General features: G+C 63.6%; 22 protein-coding genes and 3 pseudogenes. 16 read left to right on the plus strand and 9 right to left on the minus strand.

Annotated features, from left to right (window positions below):
- The first annotated feature begins 1 nt into the window (after position 1).
- The 4 genes and pseudogenes from LGN17_RS33635 to LGN17_RS33650 all read left to right on the plus strand — a co-directional run bounded on the left by LGN17_RS33635 (position 2) and on the right by LGN17_RS33650 (position 5,011).
- Entirely contained in the window at positions 2-1,126 is a 1,125-nt protein-coding gene (locus LGN17_RS33635) for an MBL fold metallo-hydrolase (RefSeq protein WP_226201153.1), read from the plus strand.
- A gap of 79 nt (positions 1,127-1,205) precedes the next feature.
- Positions 1,206-1,499, plus strand: a pseudogene (locus LGN17_RS33640) (helix-turn-helix domain-containing protein); the annotation flags it as partial.
- Positions 1,500-3,291: 1,792 nt separating this feature from the next.
- Positions 3,292-3,987, plus strand: a complete 696-nt coding sequence (locus tag LGN17_RS33645) for a ParA family protein (RefSeq protein WP_011350423.1) — start codon at positions 3,292-3,294, stop codon at positions 3,985-3,987.
- Positions 3,980-5,011, plus strand: coding sequence for a ParB/RepB/Spo0J family partition protein (locus LGN17_RS33650; RefSeq protein ID WP_226201154.1), 1,032 nt, complete (start codon positions 3,980-3,982; stop codon positions 5,009-5,011). The genes LGN17_RS33645 and LGN17_RS33650 overlap by 8 nt, the downstream gene beginning before the upstream one ends.
- A 94-nt stretch (positions 5,012-5,105) precedes the next feature.
- On the opposite strand, the gene LGN17_RS33655 is transcribed toward LGN17_RS33650, so the two are convergent.
- Complete coding sequence (locus LGN17_RS33655) at positions 5,106-6,422, minus strand: replication initiation protein (protein ID WP_175957347.1); 1,317 nt, start codon at positions 6,420-6,422, stop codon at positions 5,106-5,108.
- Between the two features lie 2,592 nt (positions 6,423-9,014).
- On the opposite strand from LGN17_RS33655, the gene LGN17_RS33660 reads away from it, so the two are divergent.
- Positions 9,015-9,323 carry a DUF4148 domain-containing protein gene (locus LGN17_RS33660; RefSeq protein ID WP_175957345.1) on the plus strand — a complete coding sequence of 103 codons (309 nt, stop codon included), beginning with the start codon at positions 9,015-9,017 and terminating at the stop codon, positions 9,321-9,323.
- 180 nt (positions 9,324-9,503) lie between these two features.
- On the opposite strand, the gene gcvA is transcribed toward LGN17_RS33660, so the two are convergent.
- On the minus strand, positions 9,504-10,409 hold the full coding sequence (gene gcvA, locus LGN17_RS33665) for a transcriptional regulator GcvA (protein ID WP_226201155.1): 906 nt from the start codon (positions 10,407-10,409) through the stop codon (positions 9,504-9,506).
- 139 nt (positions 10,410-10,548) lie between these two features.
- On the opposite strand from gcvA, the gene LGN17_RS33670 reads away from it, so the two are divergent.
- The 3 genes from LGN17_RS33670 to LGN17_RS33680 all read left to right on the plus strand — a co-directional run bounded on the left by LGN17_RS33670 (position 10,549) and on the right by LGN17_RS33680 (position 14,323).
- Positions 10,549-11,847 (plus strand): adenylosuccinate synthase, encoded by a 1,299-nt coding sequence (locus LGN17_RS33670; protein ID WP_226201156.1) that lies wholly within the window; start codon positions 10,549-10,551, stop codon positions 11,845-11,847.
- A gap of 297 nt (positions 11,848-12,144) precedes the next feature.
- The gene (locus LGN17_RS33675; protein ID WP_226201157.1) at positions 12,145-13,086 is read left to right on the plus strand and encodes a LysR family transcriptional regulator; all 942 of its coding nucleotides are present in this window, start codon (positions 12,145-12,147) and stop codon (positions 13,084-13,086) included.
- A gap of 265 nt (positions 13,087-13,351) precedes the next feature.
- Entirely contained in the window at positions 13,352-14,323 is a 972-nt protein-coding gene (locus LGN17_RS33680; RefSeq protein ID WP_226201158.1) for an aliphatic sulfonate ABC transporter substrate-binding protein, read from the plus strand.
- Between the two features lie 12 nt (positions 14,324-14,335).
- Here the strand turns inward: LGN17_RS33680 and LGN17_RS33685 are convergent, their stop codons facing one another.
- Both LGN17_RS33685 and LGN17_RS33690 read right to left on the minus strand, forming a co-directional pair.
- Positions 14,336-14,473, minus strand: coding sequence for a hypothetical protein (locus LGN17_RS33685; protein ID WP_226201159.1), 138 nt, complete (start codon positions 14,471-14,473; stop codon positions 14,336-14,338).
- Between the two features lie 177 nt (positions 14,474-14,650).
- Complete coding sequence (locus LGN17_RS33690; RefSeq protein ID WP_226201160.1) at positions 14,651-15,364, minus strand: dienelactone hydrolase family protein; 714 nt, start codon at positions 15,362-15,364, stop codon at positions 14,651-14,653.
- On the opposite strand from LGN17_RS33690, the gene LGN17_RS33695 reads away from it, so the two are divergent.
- Entirely contained in the window at positions 15,363-15,626 is a 264-nt protein-coding gene (locus tag LGN17_RS33695; protein ID WP_226201161.1) for a hypothetical protein, read from the plus strand. The genes LGN17_RS33690 and LGN17_RS33695 overlap by 2 nt on opposite strands.
- Positions 15,627-15,686: 60 nt before the next feature.
- Here LGN17_RS33695 and LGN17_RS33700 read toward each other — a convergent pair whose 3' ends face one another.
- The gene (locus LGN17_RS33700; RefSeq protein ID WP_226201162.1) at positions 15,687-15,998 is read right to left on the minus strand and encodes a DUF4148 domain-containing protein; all 312 of its coding nucleotides are present in this window, start codon (positions 15,996-15,998) and stop codon (positions 15,687-15,689) included.
- Between LGN17_RS33700 and LGN17_RS33705 the strand changes: the two genes are divergently transcribed.
- Entirely contained in the window at positions 15,985-16,248 is a 264-nt protein-coding gene (locus tag LGN17_RS33705; protein ID WP_226201163.1) for a hypothetical protein, read from the plus strand. The two genes, LGN17_RS33700 and LGN17_RS33705, sit on opposite strands and share 14 nt — an antisense overlap.
- Before the next feature lie 69 nt (positions 16,249-16,317).
- Here LGN17_RS33705 and LGN17_RS33710 read toward each other — a convergent pair.
- Positions 16,318-16,590: pseudogene (locus tag LGN17_RS33710) on the minus strand (helix-turn-helix domain-containing protein); the annotation flags it as partial.
- Here LGN17_RS33710 and LGN17_RS33715 point away from each other — a divergent pair.
- From LGN17_RS33715 to LGN17_RS33725, 4 genes and pseudogenes are all read left to right on the plus strand, one after another.
- Positions 16,559-17,153 (plus strand): annotated as a pseudogene (locus tag LGN17_RS33715) (HD domain-containing protein). The pseudogenes LGN17_RS33710 and LGN17_RS33715 sit on opposite strands and share 32 nt — an antisense overlap.
- 83 nt (positions 17,154-17,236) lie before the next feature.
- The gene (locus LGN17_RS36615) at positions 17,237-17,368 is read left to right on the plus strand and encodes a hypothetical protein (protein WP_264166151.1); all 132 of its coding nucleotides are present in this window, start codon (positions 17,237-17,239) and stop codon (positions 17,366-17,368) included.
- Between the two features lie 768 nt (positions 17,369-18,136).
- Positions 18,137-18,592, plus strand: coding sequence for an antitoxin Xre/MbcA/ParS toxin-binding domain-containing protein (locus LGN17_RS33720; protein ID WP_041492387.1), 456 nt, complete (start codon positions 18,137-18,139; stop codon positions 18,590-18,592).
- Positions 18,589-19,068, plus strand: coding sequence for an RES family NAD+ phosphorylase (locus tag LGN17_RS33725; protein ID WP_226201164.1), 480 nt, complete (start codon positions 18,589-18,591; stop codon positions 19,066-19,068). The genes LGN17_RS33720 and LGN17_RS33725 overlap by 4 nt, the downstream gene beginning before the upstream one ends.
- A gap of 34 nt (positions 19,069-19,102) precedes the next feature.
- Here LGN17_RS33725 and LGN17_RS33730 read toward each other — a convergent pair whose 3' ends face one another.
- The 3 genes from LGN17_RS33730 to LGN17_RS33740 all read right to left on the minus strand — a co-directional run bounded on the left by LGN17_RS33730 (position 19,103) and on the right by LGN17_RS33740 (position 22,701).
- The gene (locus tag LGN17_RS33730) at positions 19,103-20,041 is read right to left on the minus strand and encodes a tyrosine-type recombinase/integrase (protein WP_226201165.1); all 939 of its coding nucleotides are present in this window, start codon (positions 20,039-20,041) and stop codon (positions 19,103-19,105) included.
- A gap of 121 nt (positions 20,042-20,162) precedes the next feature.
- Entirely contained in the window at positions 20,163-21,518 is a 1,356-nt protein-coding gene (locus LGN17_RS33735) for a uracil-xanthine permease family protein (RefSeq protein WP_226201166.1), read from the minus strand.
- Between the two features lie 58 nt (positions 21,519-21,576).
- Positions 21,577-22,701 carry an aryl-sulfate sulfotransferase gene (locus LGN17_RS33740; protein ID WP_226201167.1) on the minus strand — a complete coding sequence of 375 codons (1,125 nt, stop codon included), beginning with the start codon at positions 22,699-22,701 and terminating at the stop codon, positions 21,577-21,579.
- Positions 22,702-22,803: 102 nt separating this feature from the next.
- Here LGN17_RS33740 and LGN17_RS33745 point away from each other — a divergent pair, with 102 nt between their 5' ends.
- Both LGN17_RS33745 and LGN17_RS33750 read left to right on the plus strand, forming a co-directional pair.
- Positions 22,804-23,760, plus strand: coding sequence for a LysR family transcriptional regulator (locus LGN17_RS33745; protein WP_226201168.1), 957 nt, complete (start codon positions 22,804-22,806; stop codon positions 23,758-23,760).
- Between the two features lie 231 nt (positions 23,761-23,991).
- Positions 23,992-25,977, plus strand: coding sequence for a gamma-glutamyltransferase family protein (locus tag LGN17_RS33750; protein WP_226201169.1), 1,986 nt, complete (start codon positions 23,992-23,994; stop codon positions 25,975-25,977).
- The last annotated feature ends 1 nt before the right edge of the window (position 25,978 follow it).

A 25,978-nucleotide genomic window follows, 5' to 3' on the forward strand; every position in this document is an offset into this window, starting at 1 on the left:
CATGGCATCGCCTCTCGTTTTGATTCATCGCATTCTGGGTTTTGCGGCCGCCCGACGCGGCCGCACGCTGTCTGGCGGCTCGCCGCAGCACAATGGCGAGCGCTTCAGCAATGTCGCGCCCCGTCCGGCCGAGGGGTTGGGCAAGACGCTCGGGATCGCCTGGAACATGCTGTTCAACAAGCCGCGCAATACCGTGCCAGCCGGGCTGCTACCCGTCGATTCGCTGACGCGCGCGGCACTCGACGCGGCCCCCGATCGCAGCCTGTACCGGCTCGGTCATTCGACGCTGCTGCTCAAGCTGCGCGGAGAATTCTGGCTGACCGATCCGGTGTTTGCCGAGCGCGCGTCGCCGTTTCGGCGCGTCGGTCCGAAGCGTTTCCATGCGCCGCCGATCGCGCTTGAAGATCTTCCGCCGCTGCGCGGCGTGATCCTGTCGCACGATCACTACGATCATCTCGACCGCGATACGGTGCTCGCGCTCGCGGCAACCACCGGTGTGTTCGTGACAACGCTGGGGGTCGGCGACCGCCTGATCGAATGGGGCATCGACGCGAAGAAAGTCCGTCAGCTCGACTGGTGGCAAAGCGTGGACGTGGCCGGCCTGACGCTGACCGCGACACCTGCCCAGCACTTTTCCGGGCGCAGCCTGTTCGACGGCAACAGCACGCTGTGGGCCTCCTGGGTCATCGTCGACGACGACTTGCGCGTGTTCTTCAGCGGCGACACGGGCTACTTCGACGGTTTCCGGACGATCGGCGAGCGCCTCGGGCCGTTCGACGTCACGCTGATCGAAACAGGCGCATACGACGCGCAATGGCCGTACGTGCACATGCAACCGGAAGAGACCGTGCAGGCGCACATCGATTTGCGCGGACGCTGGCTGGTCCCGATCCACAACGGCACGTTCGATCTCGCGATGCATCGTTGGCAGGAGCCGTTCGAACGCGTCACGGCGCTCGCGATCGTGCGCGGCGTCGAACTGTCGACGCCCAGGATGGGCGAGCGCCTCGCACTCGACGAGCCGCACCGCGGCGAGCGGTGGTGGCGCACGGTCGACGAACGCGTGACGTCCGTTGCCAAGACATCGCGCCGCTGGCCGCTTTGCGCATCGCAGGCGACGAAGTAGACCCAGCGGTCGTTGCACATTTTTCCCGGAGCGCGGCAATGCCGCGACTCCGGCAGGCGCGTTGCCGGCGTACCCGTACGTCGACGATCTGGCGGTGCAGGTACAAATGAGCAGTTCGACCTTCGACCACCACTTCCGCCCGCTCACTGGCAAAAGTCCGCGGCAGTACCAGAAATGGATACGGCTCAACGAAGCGCGTCGGCTGATGCGTCCCGAGCGGCTCGACGCCGCGTCGGCGTCGTTCAGGGTCGGATATGCGAGCCCGACTCGGTTCAATCGGGAATATAGCCGGCTGATCGGTAATTCTCCGAGGAGAGATATCGATAGCCTGCGAAGGGGAGCGGATGTTGTTCTGCCTGTGGTCGCAACTTATGCGTCACTGGGGCGGTACCGGAGATTCAGGATGCCGCGTTTGGTGGTATCCGCAGAATGGACGGATCGACCTTGCACGCGTGAAGTATCGACCCGGTCGATCTGGTTGAGCCAGACGAGCGCAGCGGGATACGTGCTGGTTGCCAGCTCCGAATGGATTACTCGGCGGGTCGCCTGCGAATTTCAATTTGAGTACAGAACGGTGCGTGGGCACCTCGCGACGTCGGATCTGTATCCGAACTCGCAAGCCTCCGTCGACTAGGGACAAGTCGCCTCATACCAACCTCGTTAGCTGATGAGGACTTTACCCGTTCGCAATTGAGTCTTCTGAATGTCTTCCTGACGCTCGCCGCTAGCTCTCGAGTGCTGGGAATCACGCGCCACGCCGCAATCCAACGATTTGTGCGACTAGAGTGTGCGTTGTCACGTGACAACTCGCGTGGATAGATCGTCACTGCACATCCAACTGATTCGCCGCAGTTCGATGTGTCTGCGGCATCAGATCAGCCAAAAACATATCAAATACTACATATTACGTGTATATTAATACGATTCACGGGGATTTGCGCCAGCGTCGGAGCGAAGCATGCGAAATGATCATGCGCCCCTATTTACACGGATGATCTCGTCGATTTTGCGTGAAACAACATGAAGAATATAGCGCAACTCATTGCCACATAAGGATTTCAACGAACACCGGATTTCTCGCAAATGTTTCACGATCCGGCCCGTTTGAGTTGACGTAGGGTCTTCAACATCGAAGTTTGTCGCAAATCGGGCCCCCTGATGGGTAGTTGAGCGCGGAAGCTCCCAGCTGCACTGGTCGCAACTCAGAGGTACGCGTGACAAAGCCTATACCCTCCCCCGCCAGCCAACACATGCGACGAACGTGATCTGAACACTTCACATAAATGGGGCCATATCAAGGATGACCGATGATATACATTCGCGTGCGTAGCCCAGCAACCATTCCGCTGACGCATGATTGCGACTAGTCAGCGATAAAGGCCCACGGTCTGGAGACCAACTGATAGCTCCGACTCTTCGACACAGATGCCCGCCGCCTGACATGGGCGTAACCCGGCACTTCGTCACGGAAGCCCCCCGATACAACACTTCAGTTGTCACGTGACAACACGCCAGCGAACTCGCCCAGAAAAGTGCATTTCGAGACGAGCCACCGGTAGCGCATCTCATCGTTCACGAGCCACTTATTCACGTTCAATGGAGTCCGATCACAAAGCATCCTGAGAGACGATTCCTCACTGACGCCGTCTTCAGTTCTGAATCGATTGTCACGTGACAACTCATCGCGCGCGAGTTAGTCGCACCGAGCTAAAGACAGAATTTCGGGCGTCGAAATGATTTCGCCGTAACCGGAAGCTCGATTGAATCAAAGATTTCCTGACGCCGGATTCCGTTGAGAAGGAGCAAATCCCTGCTGCTTGTCACGTGACAACTGAGTTTTCCAGCAATGCCCTAGGAATTGATTGATTGCAGCTCCGACGAGTTCTATCAAGAACAATACGAGATCAGCAGCCTCTCGCCACTCGCTAACGCCACCCTCAACATTGAAATGCGTCGAATTTTCTCTCGATCTTCGTACGTACTTTTCAATCGTGATCGCCAATTTTATTTTTACTCGACCACCAGTCGCGACGACTCGTTGGCCATTCGGCCCACTTGTCACGTGACAACCGCATCGATCACCAAAACATACATCTCAACGAAGGGTTTTCTGGACATTTTGATAATAATTGCATATATTACGCAAAACTCCGTGGAGGGATTTAATGGCTTTCAAGATCGCCGTCAGCAATCAAAAAGGTGGAACTGGAAAGACAACCATCTCCGTCAATATCGCCGCTGCGTTCGAAGCCGGCGGCAACAAAGTCGCCCTGATCGATGCCGACCCTCAAGGCACGTCCGTCCGGTGGGTGACGAGTGGCGAGAACACGTTGCCGATGACGGTTCTTTCTCTGGCCCCTGCCGGTCGCGGCATCGGCGGCGAGATCAAGAAACAGGACGCGAACTTCGACGTCATTGTTGTCGATTGTCCTGGCAACCTCGAAGACCCGCGAATTGCCTCCGTGCTCGAGGTCGCCGACTTCTGCCTCGTGCCGCTATCGCCGTCGCCGGCCGACCTCTACAGCACCGTCGCGATGATCCGCATGATCGAGTCGATGCGATCCGTCCGTAACCCGAATCTTTCTTCCGCATTAATGCTGAATAGTGTTAATGGAAAAACTAAAATGCGTGAAGAAATTTTAAAAATTTTAAGAGCTGAAGAAATAGGGGAGCATCTGCTCGACAGCCAGATCGCGCAACGCGAGGTCTACCGTCAGACATTTGCGCTCGGCACCACGATCCACCACCACAATCGATACCTGAAGGGCCTGAAGGAAGCCCGGGCGGAAATCGAAAAGCTGGTCACGGAAATGGCCCAATACATCGCGTCGACGCGCGCTACCGGAGCCGCCCATGGCTAAGGACACTTCGAAAGACAAGAAGCCGACCGGCAACCTGCATCTCGCAGCGGGCCTGTTGCGCGGGCTCGCACAGGAAAATGCGGCTCTCGAAACGCGACTGCCCGAACCGGCGATCGCACCGAACGTCGTCGGCGAGACAGCGCCCATCAGCGCCCCGGCTGCAGCGACGCCCCCCGGCACGCCGGATCTTGGCGCGCCTCAGAAAGTATTGGTCAAGGATTGCATTCCGAATCCGTTCAACCCGCGGGTGTTCTATTCCGAGTCGAGCCTGCACGAGCTCGCCCTGACGCTGAAACGGGAAGGGCAGATCGAGCCGATCAAGGTTACGCGACTCCCTGAGTTTCCCGGCAAGCTCGTGGTGATCGACGGGCAACGTCGGCTCCGCGCGACGAGCATCAACGGCGATGAAACCATCAACGCCACGTTCCGCACGGATCACACGCCCGAGCAGCTCTACACGATCGCGTATCGCGCGAACCACGACCACGAACGCCAGACGATCTTCGACGATGCGGTCGCGTGGAAGCGTCTCCTCGACGAGAAGGTCTTTTCCGACCAGAACACGCTGGCGGAAAAAATCGGCAAGGACAAGGCTTCGATCAGCAAGACGCTGTCGCTCAACGCGCTCCCGAACACCCTCCTGGAACGGATGGCGAGCGCGAACGACGTGGTCGGCCTGCAGGCGGCGTACTTCCTGAAGCTGATCTTCGAACGCCTGGGCGAGCCGACGGCCGACCGGCTGTTGACGGCCGTGATCGACCGGAAAAAATCGGTTCGAGATCTGGAGAATTTCCTGCGTGCACAGAGCGACAGCAGCAAGAAAGCGGGGCGCACGCGCTACAGCGTTCGCCACGATTTCGCGCTCGAATCGCGAGCGATCGGCCAGTTGAAGACCTATCCGGACGGACGCCTGGATCTGCAACTCAAGGGCGTCGACGCATCGCACCAGGAGGCGCTCGCCGACAAGCTCAAGACCGTCATCGACGCGTACGTTGCCGAGCTGGCAACGGCCGCGCAGCAGTAACGCGCGAAAAGCAGAAGGCCTCGCATCCGGGTGTGCACCGCGAAGCCGGACGACAATGTCCGGCTCGCGACGCACACCGGCCGCGAGGCCTTGTTCAGTTGCCTGCGAGACTGCTTTTCAGCAGGAATTCCAGCAAGTCGTCCGAGGTCGGTTCGCCCCACGTATCCAGCGCGAGCCATCGGAAGAAGCTGGTCTGCGCGAGCTTGCTCGCCTTCTTCTTCGGCGACAGCGTGAGGTCCTTCGAGCCTGCCACCGTCTCGTTGTAACGCTCGATCAGCTTGGTCTGGTCGTCGATCTCCAGTTCGCGGAAATACGCGCCGGCTTCCTCGACCTTTGCTGCCAGATATTTGTCGCGAATCTGTTCCTGCTTGCTCTGCGCGGATTCCTTCGCCGGCGCGGCCGCCTCCGTTCCCTGCCCGTCGGACAGCGTGTAGCCGTGCGTCAGCGCCTTGCGGAAATAGGCGGCCACGTTATCGACCGGGGCCGCATTCTTCTTCGTAGTCCGATTGAGCGTATAGGCAATCGCCGCCTTGATACGCTGCACACCGTATTGCGTAATCAGCCGGCGCGCTTCCGAACGCGGGATGCCGAACTTGGCGACCTCCTCGACCAGCGCTTCGTTCTTGACGTCGCCGTCCTCGACCGTATCGGTGCTCTGCTTGCGCGTCACCTTGAACTGGACCGCCTCCACGCTCCGGCCGGACTTGTGTTCGATCAACTCGAGCGTGTGATCCGAAACTTCGTTCACCTCCTGAATGCACGGCACCAGGACCTTGCTCTTGAACAGCTTGTATTCCTTGTACGACTGCGACGCCTTGTCCTGGCCGAGAATGAGGTCACGAAATTTCGGTAGCGGGATTTTCGCGGTGATGCCGATCCCCTCATAGCGCACCGTGTTTTCCCACAACGCGAGCGAGTGCGACCGCCGGAACTCGCGGGCGATCCGCATATCGATCAGTGCGTAGATCTCGGGGTTGAGCAACTCGCTGCGAATCTGGTCGGAGAAGCTGTACTTCAGCACCGATTGCTCGAGTTCCGCGCCGGCGAGCAGGCCCGATGCTTTCCAGACTGTCGACCGATCCGCGGCCAGATAGTCCCAGTTGACGACGGTACTGATCAGCGAGTTGACCGTGTCCTTCACGTACTTCGTGTTGTTGCTGTTCAACCCGCTCTCGTGCGAAAGCGACGCAATCGAGATCGAGAAGCTCGTCCGGCCTGGCTCGAACGCCTCCTGTCGAAGCGCGTTCTTGATCAGCGAGCTGAACATCTTGCGCTGCTGCAGACCGATCTTTCCGGACTTGGGCGCGATATGAATCGCCTGGACCGCCTTGCGCAGCAAGTCGGGAGGCTCGGGTGTCTGAAACAGCGAAACCTGTTTGTCTGAGCCTTTGCTTGCGGGCTTGCGCGGCATCGTAATGTCCGGATAAGGTGACCTTGGTGAGAGAGGACTTTATACCTTTTCACGTCGACGAGCAACGCCCTTGTTCCAGCTTTACTTGCACTATCGCTCATAACTTTATGATACAAAAAGAAAATTTACGATCAGACGATCTGTGCGGAACCCCATATCCAGCTACCTTTCGTCAAAAATGCTTCCCACAAGCCGCTACCTTTCATGCCTGGACACGGAAACCCGGCATGAGATTTGCCCCGGCCGAGGTAACCATCCATGGGAAGCAAACGTGCGGATTCGAGATCGGTTCGCGAATTCGTGATGCTCTGCAGCACAGACCTGTTTTGTTCCCATAACTTGCTACCTTTGCCGATTCCCACAGGAGGGTACCTATCGACCCGCTTCGGTAGCGTTGACTGCGGTGATTTTGGCCTTGAAGGCAGACATCGCTCCCATAAACGGCAACCCGTTGGTTTCCCCATAAAAGGTTACCTGTTGGTGCCATCGATCCTGTCCATGGGAACCAGCCATAGGGAATCGTGGTGGCACGCAACCGAGCTGACCCAAATGCTACCCATAACCAGCTACCTTTAAGGCGCCCCATAACCGGCTACCCGAGAAAAAACACTGTGTGACCCGGCATCCACGGATCAAAAAAAGCGCCCCATAAAAGGCTACCTACAGGCATTCCCATAGACGACTACCCAACGCGTTTCCGGGCCGATTTCCCATAACCGGGTACGCTTGCCCCATATCCACAACCCCGATTCCCCACAACGCGGTACCCCAAACCCCAAATCCACAGACCTTAACCCCCAGCCCCTTACACCTGTGCTCCCATAAATGGGTACCGAACACCCATCAAACCCTTGTCAGATAAGGCTGTGAGCCGTCTAAAAGTAGTTAAAGAAGTAAACGTGGTTAACAAAAGATGTAAACACACGTGCGCTTCCGCAGAAAGACGAACCCCATAAACCGCTACCAATGGGTAGCCGTCTGTGGTGTCCCAGACAACTCAAACCGTCGATTCAAGCCTGAAAACAATGACTTGGTTCCTCGATCGACACTGGCTCCAGGCCCGACAAGGCTTCCAGAAGAGGTGAGCACCCACTCACATCGGTTGAAACGTAGAAACCTATGGGAGAAAAACGGGAAGAAAGTGCCGTTTCCAGGCACAGGTTCCCATTTATGGGACCCAAAACCCGGCGCCGTAACCTCGCCAGCACCTGTTCCCAACCGGCAAAGCAGATCAGCGTTCCGAAAACACGAATCTCTGTGGTTTCGTTCACAGCAGCTTGAAATCATCCGGGACAGCAGGCGAAGGGATTTTTGCACTCACGCTTCCCTGTCCATGGACAAGTTTTTCCGATTGCCCGCCCACGCATCTCGTCAAATTTAGCCTGTGGCCTGTACACAGAGGAAATCGACGCCAGTCGATTTGCTGCCTCCGTGATCTTCCAACTTTCTACCTTTGGAGCGACCAACCCAAGTTCAATGCTGTGCGTCCGTCTCACGAGGAGAGGCCCGGGAACGGCTTCCCATAGATGGACCCGGTGGGTCACGCGTCGCCGGCTCTTGGGTCGATCTGGTGCATGCCGTGAACCAACGTGAAGATGCGGGCGACCGCGAAGCTCACCGCAATCGAATTCGAGCAATGATCCCGAACATTCTCACCTTCCGATAGTTCCGGATCCCGTAAAAGCTCACCAACCAGACGAGGCCGCAGGAATCGGCATGCTGTGCGGGCAGCGACTCCCGCCTGAATTCCCGGCGGCCAAAACCGCGGAATGAAAATCCTGTGATCCGCGCATGTTGCGCGATACGTTCCAGAGCGGAATCGGACGGGTCACAAGCATTGCCGCGACATCACGACCCAACGTGCCACGATCGCCAAACCAGCGTGGCGACCTCGGTGCTGTACCGTCGGCGTAGCCGTGAAGTGATTCCCGCCGATTTCTTCACCGCGCGCAACGTGTCCACACCTTTCGTCATACGGGCCACAGGACCGCGCGGCGACGAGTGATACGGGCTCGGGTAACGCTTGGCATCACAGCGCGGTGATTGGTTGCCGGAGCGATTGCTGGGCGCTGCGGCGATTCGATCGCGCATGCCCTGATTACCGTAAAACCGAATCGTGGTCGTTTATGGGAGGAACCGTCGCTTGAACCGCGGCGACTGGCAACGCGGCACACAGTTCGACTGCTGATGCTGTGATCGTGATTGATCTGATAACGGTCGCATCAAGCGTGAGCGTGCCGGCGGCACCGTATATGAAACAGTCATGGGTAACGCACATCACACTGCACCGCGCGGACATGGCCCATCCTCGGCACTGAAGCACGGGGCACCGACCGTTTCCCGTCTCCGCCACCGCGCGCTCAGCACGCGTGCCGACACGCACGACACAGTTCATCCTGCCTGTGACAGTCAAGCGGCCCCCCACGTTTTCTCCCATACGTGTATCCCAATTGCGCTTGCACGTTGACGCCACATTTTTCGCGGCGCGGTTATGATGCACTGGTCCCGAACGCGGCATGACAACCGACCGGGTCAGGGGCGGTATCTCGATGGTCTTTCAATCCGTGATAAACCAGATAAGAGAGTTCAGCGATGCGAATCCAGATCAGAAAACTCACGCTGGCTGCTACTGCAGCCGCGTTCCTGTTCGGCTCGGCAGTTCCCGCGTTTGCGCAGACCGACGCCAGCGCGCCCGCGGCACAGGACGCGAAGGCAGCGAAGAGCCAGGCACGCAAGGCGGCCAGGGCCCAACGCAGGGCGGAGCACAAGGCTGCACGTGCGAAGAACACCGCCGAGCTGAAGAAACTCGAAGATGCCGGTTACAAGCCGGCGGCCAACGATCCTAACTATCCGCAGAACCTGCAGAACGCGGAGAAGAAAGCTGCCGGCGCTGGTCAGTAAGCGTCGGCCGGCGGCAAGCCACGGTTCGATCCGCGGCTTGCCGCGTGCGTCGTGATCTCACGGCGCACATCGAAAACCACATTCCTGGTATCGACGAGGGAAAACGCAATCGATACGCTTGCGTTATTTGATTCGCATTCCTGCATGTCTTGGCGCACGCCCTCCCGCACACTGACCCAGTCAGTTCCGCCCGCCGGGCGCTGCCGCATTTCCCGTCATCTTCAGCCAGTCCTTGAACGCCCGCACCGCTTCGTCGTTCGCGCGTGCCGAAGCCACGTATGTGAAGTAGCGCCACGGCGGCAGCGCCGGTTCGCTGAACGGCTGCACGAGCCGACCTTCGGCGATGTCGTCCGCGACGAGCGCGATCGGCCCCATCGCGACGCCGAGCCCGTCGAGCGCCCCTTGCAGCGTCAGGTAGAAATGCTCGAGCGTGAGCGAGTGGCGCGGCACGAGATTCGGCTGTCCGGCCGCCGCGAGCCATTCGGGCCACATGCCGGGATAGGTGGCCGCGTGCAGCAACGTGAAGCCGGCGAGATCGGCCGGCGCATGCAACGGCCGCCCCTCCAGCAGCTTCGGCGCACACACCGGTAGCCGGACTTCGGACAGGAATTCCTCTGCAACGTATCCGTCGATGGCCTGCGGGCCGCCGCGAACGATCAGGTCGACCCTGTCGCGCAGCTTGTCGATCGGCTCGTTCGACGTCGACAGCCGCACCTCGATAGCCGGATGGGCGACCTGGAACGACGACAGCTTCGGCACCAGCCAGCGCAACGAAAACGTCGCGGGGGCGCTCACGCGCAGCACGCGTGGCTGCGCATGGCCGAAATGCTGCGCGGTGGCGAGCGCGATCCGGTCGAACGACGCCCCGACCTCGGCGAGATACGCACGGCCCGAATCGGTCAGCTCGACCCGTCGGTTGTGGCGTTCGAACAGCGGCCGCCCGAGCCACGTCTCCAGTTGCTGCACGTGCCGGCTGATCGCGCCGTGCGTCACGCATAGTTCGTCGGCGGCCAGCGTGAAGCTACCGAGGCGCGCGGCGGCTTCGAATGCACGCAGCGAATTCAGCGGAGGGAGTCGTCGGGCCATTGCATGGTTCGTGTGAGATTTACTGACACGATGGTTCAGGTTTTATCGTTTGATCGGGTGCTTAAGCTCCGCCAATATGGCATACAAACGGCCGGTTCGGCCGAACGATTGTCTGAATTTCTCACATGGAGTACGTAGCATGCCGAACGTGGTGGTCGTGGGGGCCCAATGGGGCGACGAAGGCAAGGGGCGCGTCGTGGACTGGCTGGCGGCACAGGCCGATCTCGTTGCACGCTACAACGGCGGCCACAACGCGGGTCATACGCTGGTCGTCGGCGGCAAGACGTACAAGCTCGCGCTGCTGCCGAGCGGCGTCGTGCGCGGCAAGCGCGGCGTGATCGGCAACGGCGTGGCGCTCGATCCGGAAGCGCTGCTCGCGGAAATCGGGCGGGTGGCCGAGCTCGGGCTGTCGGTGACGCCGGACAACCTGTCGATCGCCGAGAACGCGACGCTGGTGCTGCCGATACACCGCGCGATCGACCAGGCGCAGGAGCGTCTGCGTCGCGAGCCGATCGGCACCACGCTGCGCGGGATCGGGCCGGCCTACGAGGACAAGGTCGGGCGTCGCGGGCTGCGCGTCGGCGATCTCGCGGAACCGGGCCAGCTCGCCGCCAAACTGGATGTGCTCGTCGACCATCACAACGCGTGGTTCCGCGGCCTGGGGCTCGACGAGTATTCCCGCGACACGATGCTGGCGACGCTGGTCGATCTGGCGCCGCGGATCCTGCCGTTCGTGCGCCCCGTCTGGGCCGATCTCAACGATGCGACCGACCGCGGCGAGCGCATCCTGTTCGAAGGGTCTCAAGCCGTGATGCTGGACATCGACTGGGGCACGTACCCGTTCGTGACGTCGTCCGGTACCGTTGCATCGGCGGCGGCGGCCGGTACGGGGCTCGGTGCGTCGAGGCTCGGCCACGTGCTGGGCGTCACCAAGGCGTATGCGACGCGGGTCGGCGGCGGCCCGTTCCTCACCGAGCTGTCCGACGCGACCGGCGAAACGCTGCGTGCGCGCGGGCAGGAGTTCGGCGTGAATACCGGCCGGCCGCGCCGCTGCGGATGGCTCGATGCCGCGCAGTTGCGTCAGGCCGTCAGGATCTCGGGTATCGATTCGCTGGCGCTCACCAAGCTCGACGTGCTCGACGGTTTCGAGTCGATCGCGCTGTGTGTCGGCTACGAACTCGATGGCGTGCGGGTCGATCATCTGCCCGCGAGCCACGAGGCACAGTCGCGCGCGAGGCCGGTGTACGAGCGGTTCGACGGCTGGCGCGGCACCGTGAAAGGGGTACGTGAACGTGCGGCGCTGCCGCGCGTCGCACAGGATTTCATTGCGCGCATCGAAGCGGTCGCGGGCGCACCGGTATCGATGATCACGACCGGTGCGGAGCGCGACGACACGATCGTGTTGCGTAATCCGTTCGATGCCGCAGCCACGGCCTGAGGCGTCATGCATGCGGTGAATCGCGGGGCGGCACCGTGGTCGTCGGGCAGTTTTTGCCGATTCGGTGCAGTTCGTGTGCCGGCGCGACCGGTCGTGTATCCGCTCGGGCCATCCATCGCGCACGGCGGCACGGCGACACGCTTCGGCGTCCGGATCACGCCGCGTACGGCGAACTGGACACGTCTGCACCGCTGCTGTACTGTTCCGCACAATTCGCGCCAGACCGGCCTGCGCCGGAGCTGTCGGCACCATGGCCGCACGGTGGCGCGACGTGATCTCAATCCCGGGGACAGGTCGATGGACACGTTACAGATGATGCGCATTTTCGTCCGGGTTGCGGAGGAGGGCAGCTTCACGAGCGCGGCCCAGCGCCTGGACATCACGACGGCCTACGCATCGCGATCGGTCGCGCAGCTCGAAACGCATCTGCGCACGCGCCTGCTCAACCGCAGCACGCGCCGCATCGCGCTGACCGACGCCGGGCAGCGCTATCTCGACCGCTGCCAGCGTATCCTCGGTTATATCGAAGAAGCGGAATCCGAGGCGGCCGACGCACAGGCAAAGCCGTCCGGACGGCTGCATGTCCATGCGACGACGAGCTTCGGCCAGGCCTACGTGGTGCCCGCGGTCGTGCGATACCGGCAGCGCTATCCATCGGTCGCGGTCGAGCTGACGCTGTCGCAGCACGTGCCCGACATCATCGACGAAGGCTACGACGTGTCGCTGCAGTTGAGCGCGACGGAGTTGCCCGATTCAGGGCTCGTATCGCAGCGGCTCGGCGAGGTGCACAGCGTGCTGTGCGCGTCGCCCGCGTATCTGAAGGAGCGCGGTACGCCGCGCACGGTGCGCGAGCTCGACGGCCATGCGTGCCTGCAGATCGTCACGCCGGTATTTCCGCGCGATCGCTGGCATCTCCACGGCCCTGACGGTCCCGAGACGTTCGACCTGCCGTCGCCGGATTTCCAGGTGAACATCGCCGACGCGCTCGGCGCCGCATTGCGCGCCGGCCTCGGCATCGGTTCGCTGCCGATGTCGTCGGCGCTGCCCGCGCTGGCGAGCGGCGCACTGGTGCGTGTGCTGCCCGACTACCGGTTGCAGAAGCTGACGGTCTACACACTGTACGCATCGCGCCAGTATCTCGATGCGAAGATCCGCACATTCGTCGATTTCCTGCGCGAATGCGTGCCCGAAATGCTGGCCACCGACGAGGCTGCGCTGCACGCTTCCTGCAAGTCCTGAGGTTGTACCGTCGGCGTGTGAGCACGAGGCGGTGCGTCAATCAAACAAGTAATACGCAGTCCTCTATTTGGCGGAGATATCGGCCATCCTCGCGCCCGGCCCGGGCAATGACGCCCGGGTAACCGGCGTGCCCTTATGAAAGCGCTTGCTTTCGATATCGAACATCGTTGGTTCGGTGCGTGGTGCCGACGCCCTAGAATCGGTCCGACCGGCTTCATCGCATGCGTGCGCCAAGCTGCATCCTCTTCATCGAACCCGATACGACATGGCAGACCAACACTCCACAACCCGCCGCAGGTTCCTGCATGCCGGCCTGGCGATCGCGGCGGGCGCCGCCGCGCATCCGGGCTTCGCGCTGACGAGCACGGCCGGCGCGCGTACGTTGCGCATCGGCTATCAGAAAGGGCCGCTCAGCCTGTTGAAGGCGCGCGGTACGCTGCAAAGCAAGCTCGCGACACTCGGCGTGACCGTCACGTGGACCGAGTTTCCGTCAGGGCCGCCGCAGCTCGAGGCACTGAACGCGGGATCGATCGACTTCGGCGATGTCGGTGAGGCGCCGCCGATCTTCGCGCTCGCGGCCGGCGCGCCGCTCGTCTATTACGCGCAGACGCCGGCCGGCCCTTCAGCCGAGGCGTTGGTGGTCGCGAAGGATTCGCCGGTCAGGACCTTTGCGGACCTGCGTGGCAAGCGCATCGCGCTGGTGAAGGGATCGAACACGCACTTCCTGCTGGTTCGGTTGCTGCAGGCCGCGAAGCTCAACCATGCCGACATCTCGCCGGTCTGGCTGTCGCCGTCCGATGCGCGCGCCGCGTTCGAGAATCGATCGGTCGATGCGTGGATCATCTGGGATCCGTTTCTCGCGGTGGTACAGCAGGCGTTCGGCGCGCGCATCGTCGCGGACGGCACCGGTCTCGTCGAGAATCGCGGCTACTACTTTGCGTCGCGCACGTATGCACAACGCAATGCCGACGTGCTGGATGCGGCCGTGTCGGAATTGACGGCGGTCCAGCGATGGCTCGATGCGAACCGCGCGCAGGGCGCGGCCGAGTTCTCGAAGCTGTGGGGGATTCCGGAGCCGGCGGTTGCGCTCGCGTTTCGCCGCGCGCGCTTCGGTGTCGAGCCCGTCACGCGTGACACGCTCGCGTATCAGCAGCGTATCGCCGACGTGTTCTACCAGGCCGGCGTCCTGCCGAAGCGCGTCGACGTCAGCGTGGCTGCACCAGCCGCGCTCGCTTGACGGTGCCACCGGTCAACGGCGGAACGGCAGCGCGACATCGTCCGGAATCGGGCACGCATACGGCCGGCCGCCGCGCCGCTCGGGCAGTTCCGCCTTCGCCTGCGCGAGCGTATCCCGCGCTGCGAACAGGTCGATCGCGGTCGCGGCCATTGCCGTTCGAGAACTCGCTCGAAGGCTGACGGGTAAGCAAGGCCAAGGGCAGGGGCAAGCCACGACCCCTGTTCGCGGAGGCTGCCGTACGCGAAAACGAAAACGCCACGGATGAAAATCCGTGGCGTTTCTTTTTACGCAACCTGCGTAGCCGCTCGCGTTGGACGCGGCGTTACGTTACCCCTGCTTTTCCCAAAGCGTGCGGCCGAAGAACGTCAGCGTGCGATCCCACGCCATTTGCGACCACACCGGATCGTACTGCGTGCCGGCGATGCGGCCGGGGCCGACGGCTGTTTCATTCGCGAACGCGTGATGCGCGAGATAGCGATGGAATTCGATATCGACCTTCGCATCGGTCAGCTTCTTTTCGAGCGCATCGACCTGGTTGATCGCGAAGAACGCGTCCTGCGTGCTCCAGTGGCCCATCAGCGGCACCTTGAGCTTCGCCGGATCGAGGTAGTCGAGCGGCGGGAAGCCGTACCACGTGACGCCCGCGTCCGCATCGGCGAATTGCAGCGACAGCAGCGTGAGTGCGCCGCCCATGCAGTAACCCGTCACCGCGACACGCGAGGCAAGCGTCTTCAGATGCGTCACGGCGCCCGGAATGTCCTGTGAAGCCGCGTCGCCGAAATCGAGCCCGGTCATCAGATGGTGCGCTTCCTCTTCCTCGACCGTCGATTTGCCGCGATACAGGTCGGGCACGAGCGCGAAGTAGCCGCAGCGCGCAAGGCGATCCGCGACGCCGCGGATCTGATCGTTCAGCCCCCACCACTCCTGGATGACGACGACCGCGGGCGCGCCTTCGGTCTTTGCCGGCGTGGCGAGATAGCCCTGCAGTTCCTGGCCGTCCGGGCGTCGAAACGTGATCATGGAACCGGATGTTTGAGACATGAAACCGCTCCTTTTCGAAAAATGCGATGAGTGCGGCATCGGGGCCGGCCTGCGGGCGCGGCGACGATCGGACAGGCCGGGCGTCGTGGTTCTGCTCGCGTTCGTTTCGGCCGGCACCGACCACGCGGCCATTCTATGCGCAAACACCGGCTGCCGGCGTGAACGGAGCCGCGTCGCACGCGATCCGCAAGATCGCATCGATCGGGGCGCGCAATCCGTTCCGGAAGCGGACGACCGGAACGCAAACACCCCGCCCCGATGAACGGGAGCGGGGTGTTTCGTTTGCTGCGCGCGTATCGGAATACGCGGGCGCGTGTCCGGCTTACTGGCCGAAATACACGGAGTCGCGGCCGTCCTGCTTGACTGCGATCGCGCGGCCGGCGCGTACGCCGGCGGAGGCTTGCGCGCCGTAGCCGGTTTCATCGGCGTTCGTCACACGGGCCTGTGCGGTCTGCAGCGCGCGCGGGTAATACTGATCGGAGACCTCCGGCTTGTAGCCGGCCTGTTCCAGCTGGACGAGTTCCGCACGCACCTGGGCACGCGTCAACTGGCCCGACGGGTTCGATTGTGCCAATGCGCCGTACGAGGCGGACAGGGTAGTTGCGGCGACGACAGCGTAGATGAACGACTTCATGATGACCTCCGGTTTCATTGATTTCGCGCTTCGCTTGTTGCGTTCAGCGGTTGATTGCATCGTAGCGATCACGTTACCGGTCGGAAATACGCGTTCCAGCGAATCATTATTGCAACTGGGTAAACGATCCGGGGTGGCTGGCGTTTTGTCTGATGATGGCGAGGCTGTCCGGCGCGTGATAGGGACTGCGGAGGGAGCCGCGAGTGGGGCGATGTCGTCGATCGGCCGCGGCCACACGACGATCAGTTAAATTGCATTCCGAAATATTTGAACGAGGCCGTTGATATCGTTCATGCCGTATCGCAGACACACCGCCGCGTCACTCGACCAGGACCGCCTGCCGTTTCCGGTATTCGGCAGGCGTGATCCCGACGTGCCGGGTGAACGACCGCCTGAGCGTATCGACATTCGCGAAGCCGCATTTCGCTGCGACCTGTTTCGGCGTGTCGTGGCCGTTCTCGAGCAGGTGGCGGGCGGCCGAAATGCGGGTCGCCTCGACCCATGCGGCGGGCGTCATGCCGACTTCCGCGCGGAACAGCCGTGCGAAGTGGCGCGGGCTCATGCCCGCATGCTTCGCCATTTCAGCCACCGCGTCGCCGTTGCTGTTCCATCATTCCAGTCGAGTGTTCTATTTCGCGGCGCTCGCGGGCCAGCGGCGCGGGCTGAAATACGATCCCGAACTGCTCTACTGCGGCTGCATGTTCCACGACCTCGGGCTCACGCACAAACATAGCAGCGCGTGCGAGCGTTTCGAGGTGGACGGGCGCCAACGCCGCCCGCGATTTCCTGAAGGGCAAGGGCATCTCGCAGCAGGAGATCGACGTCGTGTGGGCCTCGATCGCGCTGCATACCACGCCGGGCATCCCGCAGCACATGCATCCGGTGATCGCACTCGTTACCGCCGGCGTCGAGATGGACGTGCTGGGCCTGACGTATCCGGAATACAGCGATGTCGAGCGTGAGGCTGTCGTCCGTGCGCATCCGCGTACGCCGCACTTCAAGGAAGACATCATTCAGGCGTTCTACGACGGGATCAAGCACAAGCCCGACACGACGTTCGGCAATGTGAAGGCCGACGTGCTCGCAGACAAGGATCCGCATTTCCACGCGGGAAATTTCTGCAGCGTGATCCGGTCGTCTGCGTGGGCCGGCTAATTGCTCGCGGGACGGTGCACGTCCGGGTGCTGAGCGGAGATCGTGCGTGTAGCGTGGCTCGTAGCATATTCAGGAGTGCGATCATGTATGGCAAATCGCACGATCGACCGCTTACCCACGCGAATGGCGCGACTGCGGGCGACAACGCCAATATTCATACGGCCGGCCCGGGCGACCTCGCGCGGTTGTGGGATATCTGGCTGATCGCGCAGTGATCCCGGAGCAGCGCATGCATGCGAAGGGTGTTGGCGTGTACGGCACGTTGGCCGTAGCGGACAAGATCGGCCGATAAACGAGGGCGGAAACCATCTCGGCAATCGGCAAGCAGACGCTGATGTTTGCGCGCTTTCCGACGGTCAGCGGCGAACGGGGTTCGGTCGACGTCGTTGGACAACAGCGCGCGTCGGATCGCCGGGGTGTCGAAGGGCATCCCTCACGTCAAGTCGGCAACTGTGCGAAGCCCAGGCCGACTTGTGGTGCGCGCGTCGCGGCGACACGGGTACGGCTGGCGGCGTCGTCGAGTCCAGCGGGGCGGGTTGGTGTAGTGGCATCCGCCGCGTCGCAGGCGAAAAGGTAGCCGTATATGGGGGCGCGATTCATTACACCGCCGGATTTTCTACCGATACGAGCGTTCCAATGGCTTCCATACTTCATAACGTGCCCGATATTCTCCGTGCCGGTGTGTGCTCGACCTTGTCCGGAAGGATGAAGCGGCGAAATGGGAGCAAATGAAGCCAGTTAAAAAGTTGTTACGTGACAACCGTACGATGTTTATCGGGACTTTATATACTGAATGACTGCATCACGTCTCCCGGGCGAATCTTCGATTCGCGGTCACGGAAGCCTGTCTCCCGGCAGGTGAGTCATGTCGCTCCCGCCTTCGCAGGCACCCTGGCGAGCGGCTCAGGCGCGCTCATCATCCGCCTTCCGCAAGTTTCTGGCAAAACGCCTATAATGGTTGGGCAAATTGCCGGGAGAGAATCATGAGCACCATCGCTTTCCATCCTTCGGGCGTCGCGCATCCGCGCCAGGCCGAATTCACGATTCTCGAACAGCTGCTGGCGATCCGTGTCCGATCGGGGGCCGATCTTGCCGAACTGGCGAGCGCACGCGTCGACGTCTCGGTGATCGACCGTCTGTCCGAGCGCGGGCTGAAATCGGACGAACTGGCCTTCATCATTCCGCGTCGCACGCTGAGCCATCGTCGCCAGGCGCACGAACGCCTGTCGCAGGAGGAATCCGACAAGGCGATTCGTCTCGCGCGCATCGTCGCGCAGGCGACGGCCACGTTCGGCGACCAGGACAAGGCGATGGCATGGCTGCGCAACGGGCTCCAGCGTTTCGGCGGCCGCACGTCGCTCGACATGGCGAGCACCGAGCATGGCGCGCGGCTCGTCGAGGAAGTCCTCACGCAGATCGACGAGGGGTACTTCGCTTGACGACGCTGTGGCGGATCAGCAATTTCGCCGACCTGAAAGGCATCGGCGGATTGCGTGCCGGCGGGCGCTGGCATTTTGCCGGGCAGCCCGTCGTGTATCTCGCCGAGCATCCGGCGCTCGCGCTGCTCGAGACGCTCGTTCATTTTGAAATCGCCACGGTCGCGCAATTACCGAGCGGATACCAGTTGCTTCGCATCGAGGTGGCCGATTCGGTCGATATCGCCGAAATCGCGGAGGGCGATGCGCCGGACGACTGGCGAACCAACGTCGACTGGACCCGCAGCGCCGGTACCGAGTGGCTGCACACGCAGCCGAGTGCGCTGCTGCGCGTGCCAAGCGTCGTCGTGCCGCACGCGCACAATTTCCTGCTGAATCCGCTGCATCCGGCCGCTTCCGAGGCCCGTATCGCGGAAGTCGTGCAATCGCCGTACGACACCCGGATTCTGCGGCTGATCCAGCCGCCGGCAGGCGAATAGGGAGCCCGACGGCACGCGCCGAGCACGAGCGCAATCAGCGCTCGCGTGCGGCACGGTCCGCGGCGGCATCGGGCGGCAGCGTCTGCCGGATGCGCGTGACTGTTCGCGTGCTGACGAGACCGAGCATCGAACTGACGTCGGCAAGTGCGTGGCCTGCAAGCAACTGGCGGCGCGCATACGTATTGCGCAGCACGCGCGGGCTCATGTCCGCCGCGCGGAAACCGATCGCGGTCAACGCGTCGCGCACCACGAGCAGCAGGAACATGTCGTTCATCGCGCCACCGCCGCGCGGCGCGGGGAACAGCAATGCCGACGCCGGTGCGTCTGCCGAGCGCACGTGCCATGCGGCGAGCGGCGCCAGCGCAAATTCGGCGAGCGCGATTCGGCGCGCCGGCCGTGCCCGATCGCGCGGCAAGGATAGTGCGGGCGGCCGCGCGTCGAGATCGGGCGCGTCATAGCTCGTCGCGCGGATCTCAGCCGACGTGATGCCGCTGGCAAGCAGCAGCGCGACGATCGCGTGATTCCTGCAGTCGGCCGGCGTGTCGCCCGCTCGAGGCTGCACATGGCGCTGCAGCGCCGCGTCGGCATCGGGCGGCAGATAGCACGGCTCGGGCTCGCCGTCCGGCCATGCGAGATCGCGCGTCGTCCGGCCGGCCGGATGGATCGTGCGCAAGCCGGCTTCGACCAGATGCCGGCCCAGCCGGTCGATCAGCTTCGCGTAGCGCACGCGGGTCGACGTGCCGGGCGCGCAGGTGCGTTCGAGTTCCGCCAGGAAGGCTGCGACGTGGTCGGGCCCGAACGTGGCCAGCGACACGCGCCGTGCGATCAGATAACGCAGGAACCGTTCGAACATCGCGACGTGCTGCACGACCGATCGCGGCGCGAACGGTCGGCGATCGGCGCCGGTCGCGGCGGTTTCCTGCCACGTGCGGAAGGCGCCAACGGGGTCGTGAATCCAGCGATTCGTGTCCATGCACGATTTATAGCCGGACGCGATGACGCCGGCAATCGTCCCGATGTCCTTCCGGCCGCCCGGCCCGCTGCAAGCGCCGCGTCAGTGCGCGGGACGCGTGTCGCGCTGCCGGCCGTCGCCGTCATGCGTCGCGCGAAGGCGCAGGTACCGCTCCCGTGCTCACTGGTCCGCGTACCCGTGCAAATGCAGCGAACGCCAGTTGCGTCGCGATGGCCGCGAGCGTGCCGGCCGCCATGCCGTTGCCGAGCACGATCTGCACCGGCGCGCCGAAATGGCGATACAGGTTCGGCACCAGGATCGGTGCAAGGCCGACGACGAGCGCGGCCGCGAGCGTGTACTGGCTGGCGCGCGCGTGCAGGTCGACGCCGGCGAGCAGCCGGATGCCCATGACGCCGATCATCGCGAACACGACCAGCGCGGTGCCGCCGACCACGGCGGCCGGAATCGCATACGCGAGCCGCGCGAGCGGCGCGAACAGCGCGATGACGATCAGGATCGCGCCGGCGGCAGCCGTCACGTAGCGCGAGCGTACGCCGGTCGTCTGCACGACACCGATATTCTCGGCGCTGGTCACGATCAGCGGCGTGCCGAACAGCGCGCCGGCCAGCGACGCCAGCGCATCGCCGCGTATCGTCTTCGGCACGTCGCGCGACAGCGAGATCGTCTTGCCGCACGTTTCGCCGACGGCGACCGTCTGCGCGGTGGCCTCGGCCATCGAGATCGCGGTGAAGATCAGCAGCGGCAGCGCGGCCAGCACGTCGAAGCGCGGCATCCCGAACGGCAGCCATACCGGATGGGTAAACAGCGGGCCGCGCCATACGTCGACGAGCGCGGGCATCGCATCGATCGCCCATCCGAGCGTCGCACCGGCCGTCAGGCCGATCAGCACCGCGAGCCGCCCGAGCGTGCCGCGGAACGCACCGGCCACGACGACGGTGGTGACGATCGTCGCCAGCGCGAGACCGAGCGCGCGCGGCTGAGCGAAATCGGCCGAACCCGGCTGGCCGACGACGATCGTCGCGTAGATCCGGATCAGGTTGACCGACACGAGCAGCAGCATCGCGCCGACGACGATGCGCGGAAAGAATCGCAGGCAGCGCGTGAAGACGGGCAGCAGCACCCAGTAGAACGCGCTGGCGAGCAGCGCCGCGCCGGCTGCCGTGGGCAGGCCCGATTGCGCGGCGATGCCGGCGAACAGCATCGTCGGTGCGCCGCCGGGCACCATCACGAACGGCATGCGTGCGCCGATCGGGCCGGCGCCGAGCGATTGGAGCAGCGTGCCGATCCCGCACGCGAAGAACGTCGCGCCGATCAGCTGGACCGTCAGCTCCGCCGGCAGCGCGAGCACTTTGGCGATCAGGAACACGGCCGTGATCGGGGACGCGGCCATCGACAACACGTGCTGCAGCCCGAACAGCACGAGCTGCCATGCGGGCAGCCGCGGGTCGACGGGTGTTGAGATCGGATCGTGCGACACGGCAGGCCCCTTCGAAGCGAACGGCGACGAGCGCCGGAAACCGGCGGTGAACGGAAGGTCAGCCCCGCAGCCAAGGCAGTTGCGCGGCGCTGTAGCGGAACGTCTGGAATACGCTGTTGAGCTGCCCGGGGCCGGTCTTGCGCGCGGCTTCGTCCGGGTATTCGGCGAACCACGGAATCACGTATTCCCAGACGACCTCGCCGGCGGGCGTCACTTCGAACAGCCGGCCCGTCGACGATTCGGTGACGTGCGTGTTGCCGTTCGGCAAGCGCTGCGCGTTGCCCATGAACGGCGTGTAGAACAGGTTCACGACGTCGTCCGCATACGACCACACGACACGCTGCGTCGCGGGATCGATCTCGACGACGCGCGAGAACACGACGTGCGCGCCGTGGCGGAAATTGCCGTTGTCGAACGCGAGGATGTTGCCGTTCGCGAGTGGTACCGGCGCATGCTGATGCGACACGACGCCGGGCCCGATCCGCAGGTCGACGCGGCCGGTTTCGCGATTCACGCCGATGATGCCCGACGTCGTGCGCAGGCTCATCAGCACGCGGCCGTTCGCATCGACCGCAAGGCCGTTGACGAGCGGCCAGTGATAGCGCCCGAAGCCGGCCGCGATCGGGAAATCCTCGGGCCGCAGATGTTCGCGCGCATGCCATTCCCAGACGATCTGCCCGGCCCGGTTGACCTCGCGGATCACGTCCGCATACATCACCTCGTCGTCGCCGTGCGGCGTGCCGCCCGGCACGCGCCGCGCGAACGCGGCGTCGACCGGCTCGCACGCGGCGTAGAGCAGGTTGCCGTTCGGCAGCCACTGTGCATCGTGGTGGTGCGCGGGATCCTCGTAGCGCCACACGGTTTCGCCTTGCGGCGTGACCTCGTAGAAGTCGCCGCCGTGCCACATCGACCACGGCGCATAACGTGATTCGGAGTGCGGATGGTTGCCGTTGTAGCCGAGGTTGCCGTTCGCGAGGATGACCGCATGGCGGCCCGGGCGCACGGGCATCTTCCACTGATGGGCGACTTCGCCGTCGATGCCGACGAGATAGACGTTGCCGTCGGCCGTCTGTGGCGCGATGAGCGTATAGCCGCCCGCGGACAGGGCGGGATCGTGGGCAATGAGGCCGACACCACGGCGGCGCTGGGTAATCTGGTCGACGGTTGTCACTGCGGTCTCCATTCGAATCGGACACGGGGATGCAGCGGAATCTAGACGATCCGGACGGTCAGTAAAATCGGATTATTCTTGACGCCCTGTTCGGAAAAATCTAACGGATCCTTCATGCGTTCGATATCGCAGGCATTCCGCTGTTTCGACGAAGTCGCGAGACGCGGCTCGATCCGCAAGGCGGCCGACGCGCTGCACCTGACCGCTGCGGCGGTGCACCAGCAGATCCGCAATCTCGAGGAGCAGGTCGGCGTACCGCTGTTCGACCGGCTGCCGCGCGGCATGCAGCTGACGCTGGCCGGCGAGATCGTGATCGCGGCCGTGCGACGCGGCCAGCGCGATTTCGACAATGCGCTCACGCAGGTCGAGGACCTGCGCGCGCTGCGACGCGGGCATGTGAATCTGGCGGTGCCCGCATCCACCGCGGAAAAGCTCGTGCCCGACGCTATCCTCGCCGCGATGCAGCGCTACCCGGGCGTCACGTACAGCGTGCGCTCGGGAAACGGCGAGAGCATCGTGCGCTGGGTCGAGACGGGCGAGGCCGACATCGGCTATGCGCTGCGCCGGCGCACGTCGGCGGGCGTCGTCGAGGTGCGCGCGTTCGCTCAGCCGCTGGGCGTCGTCACGGCACCGGGCCATCCGCTCGCGGCGTCCGCCGGCAAGGTGCGGATGCGCGACTGCTTCGCGCATCCGCTGATCCTGATGACACCCGACACGGAACTGCGCGCGATGTTCGACCAGATCGATGCGCGACAGCCGCGCAACGTGCGGCCGCTGGTCGAGACGGGTTCGGTGCCGATGGTGCGGCGCCTCGCGGCCGAAGGCGCGGGCGTCGGCTTCCTGATTGCCGAGAACGTCGCGGACGACGTGGCCGCCGGCCGGCTCGCGTGGACGCCGCTTGCCGATGCGGGGGCACGCTCGTTCAGCTGCATCTACCAGCGGGCGGACATGAGCGCGACCGTCGCGATGACGATGTTCCTCGAGTTCTTCTCCGAAGCAATCGAGGCGATGGAGCACGGTTTTGCGCGCGACGGCCGGGTAGCCGGCAAGCGCCGTCGGGCAGTAAGGTAACGACGCAACGACATCGGCCGCGCAAGCGCATCGCACTGCGATGCAGTGCTACACGCGAACCCGCCGGCGAGGTCGGTGACGTTGCGTACGCAACCCCCGGGCGAATGACGCCATTCCCTTGTTGCGGAAAAATTTTTGTTCATGGGACTATCGAACGCGTTGTCGGCGCACCGAGGGGGTCGCAGGCAGCGTGATGTCTATCGCAACGACGTAAAAGAACATCGGCAGACTATGAACAGAACAACGATTTTCCCGTATGCGTCCGCGTTGTTCGCGGCCGCCCTGTTGACGGCATGCGGCGGCGACGTCGAGAACGAAGCAGGCCGCACGCCGACACCTTCCACCGATGCGAGCTGCCTCGCGGTCGACAACAGCGGCGCGACGGTCGTGGTGGGCTCGAACCAGCCGGGCGACCCGTCACTGCCGGAAGCGTCGTCGGGCTATCGCACCGGAATGAAGCCGGTGTATGCGAAGACCTATCTGGTGGCCACGTCGAATGCGTACGCGAGCGCGGCCGGTTGCGCGGTGCTGAAAAAAGGCGGCACGGCCGCCGACGCGGCGGTCGCGGTGCAGGCCGTGCTCGGCCTGACCGTGCCCGAAGCGACGGGCCTCGGCTCTGGCGGCGTGCTGCTTTACTACGATGCGCGCGGCAAGACGCTGCAGGCGTACGACGGCCGGGAAACCGCGCCTGCGGCCGCGACGGAGAACTATCTGCGCTACGTCGACGACGCAACCGACCAGTCCGCGCCCCTGCCGAACGCGCGGGCGAGCGGCCGTTCGATCGGCACGATCGGCGTGCCGAGGCTGATCGAGGCGCTGCAGCAGGATCACGGCCGGCTGCCGTGGCAGACCCTGTTCGGCGATGCGATCACGCTCGCGACCAACGGCTTCCCGATCGGCGGCCGGCTCGCCGACGCGATCGCGGCGAACGCCGCGAACCTGAAGCGAGACCCCGAGGCCGCCGCGTATTTCCTGAACGGCGACGGTTCGCCGAAGACGCTCGGCACCGTGTTGAAGAATCCGGCGTATGCGCGCACGCTGACGCTGATGGCGCAGTCGGGTGCGAACGCGCTGTACACGGGGCAGATCGCGCAGGACATCGTTGCGAAGATCGCCACGACGAAGGGCGCGGACGGCTCGACGCTCACGCCAGGCAAGACGACCTTAGCCGACTTGGCCGCGTACCAGGCGAAGCGCCGCGAGCCCGTGTGCACGACCTATCGCAGCTATTGGGTATGCGGGATGCCGCCGCCGTCGTCAGGCGGCATCGCGGTCGCGTCGGCGCTCGGCATTCTCGAGAATTACGACCTGAAGTCGCTGAAGCCGACGGCGATCGATCTCGAAGGGGGCAAGCCGACCGTCGCCGGCGTGCACCTCGTCACCGAGGCTGAACGGCTTGCGTATGCCGATCGCGACAAGTACGTGGCCGATACGGATTTCGTGCCGCTGCCGGGCGGTACGTGGAATACGCTGCTGAACAAGCCGTACCTGAAATCGCGTGCGGCGCTGATCGACCCGACCAAGAGCATGGGCACCGCACAGCCCGGCAATCTCGGCGCGGTGCCGCTTGGTGTCGACACGACACTGATCGAGCACGGCACGAACCAGTTCACGATCGTCGATGGCGACGGCAACGTGCTGAGCGCGACGACGACGGTCGAGTCGAGCATGGGCTCGTTCCACATGACCAACGGCTTCCTGCTGAACAACCAGTTGACCGATTTTTCCGCGAACCCGGTCGATAGCGCGGGCAATCCGGTGGCCAACCGCCTGCAGCCGGGCAAGCGGCCGCGCAGCTCGATGGCGCCGACGATCGTGTTCGGGCAGGCCGCGGACGGATCGCGCGGCGATTTCGTGATGGCGACCGGTTCGCCGGGAGGCGGCACGATTCCGCAATACGTGGTCAAGACGCTGGTCGGCGCGCTCGACTGGGGCCTCGACGCGCAGCAGTCCGCGGGGCTCGTCGATTTCGGCGCGAGCAACAGCCCGACGACCACGATTGGCGGCGAGCACCCGAACGTCAACACGGCGAACAACGGGGCGAACGATCCGCTGATCACGGGGTTGCTCGCGCTCGGGCACAAGGTGTCGACGTCCGCGCAGGCGAGCGGCGTCAATACGGTGATGCGCGTAACGGTCGGCCAGTCGCCCGCGTTGCAGGGCGGCACCGACCCGCGGCGTGAAGGTGTCGTGCTCGGCGATACATTCCGGCCGTGAT

This window comes from Burkholderia sp. AU30280, assembly GCF_020420125.1.
Classification (GTDB): domain Bacteria; phylum Pseudomonadota; class Gammaproteobacteria; order Burkholderiales; family Burkholderiaceae; genus Burkholderia.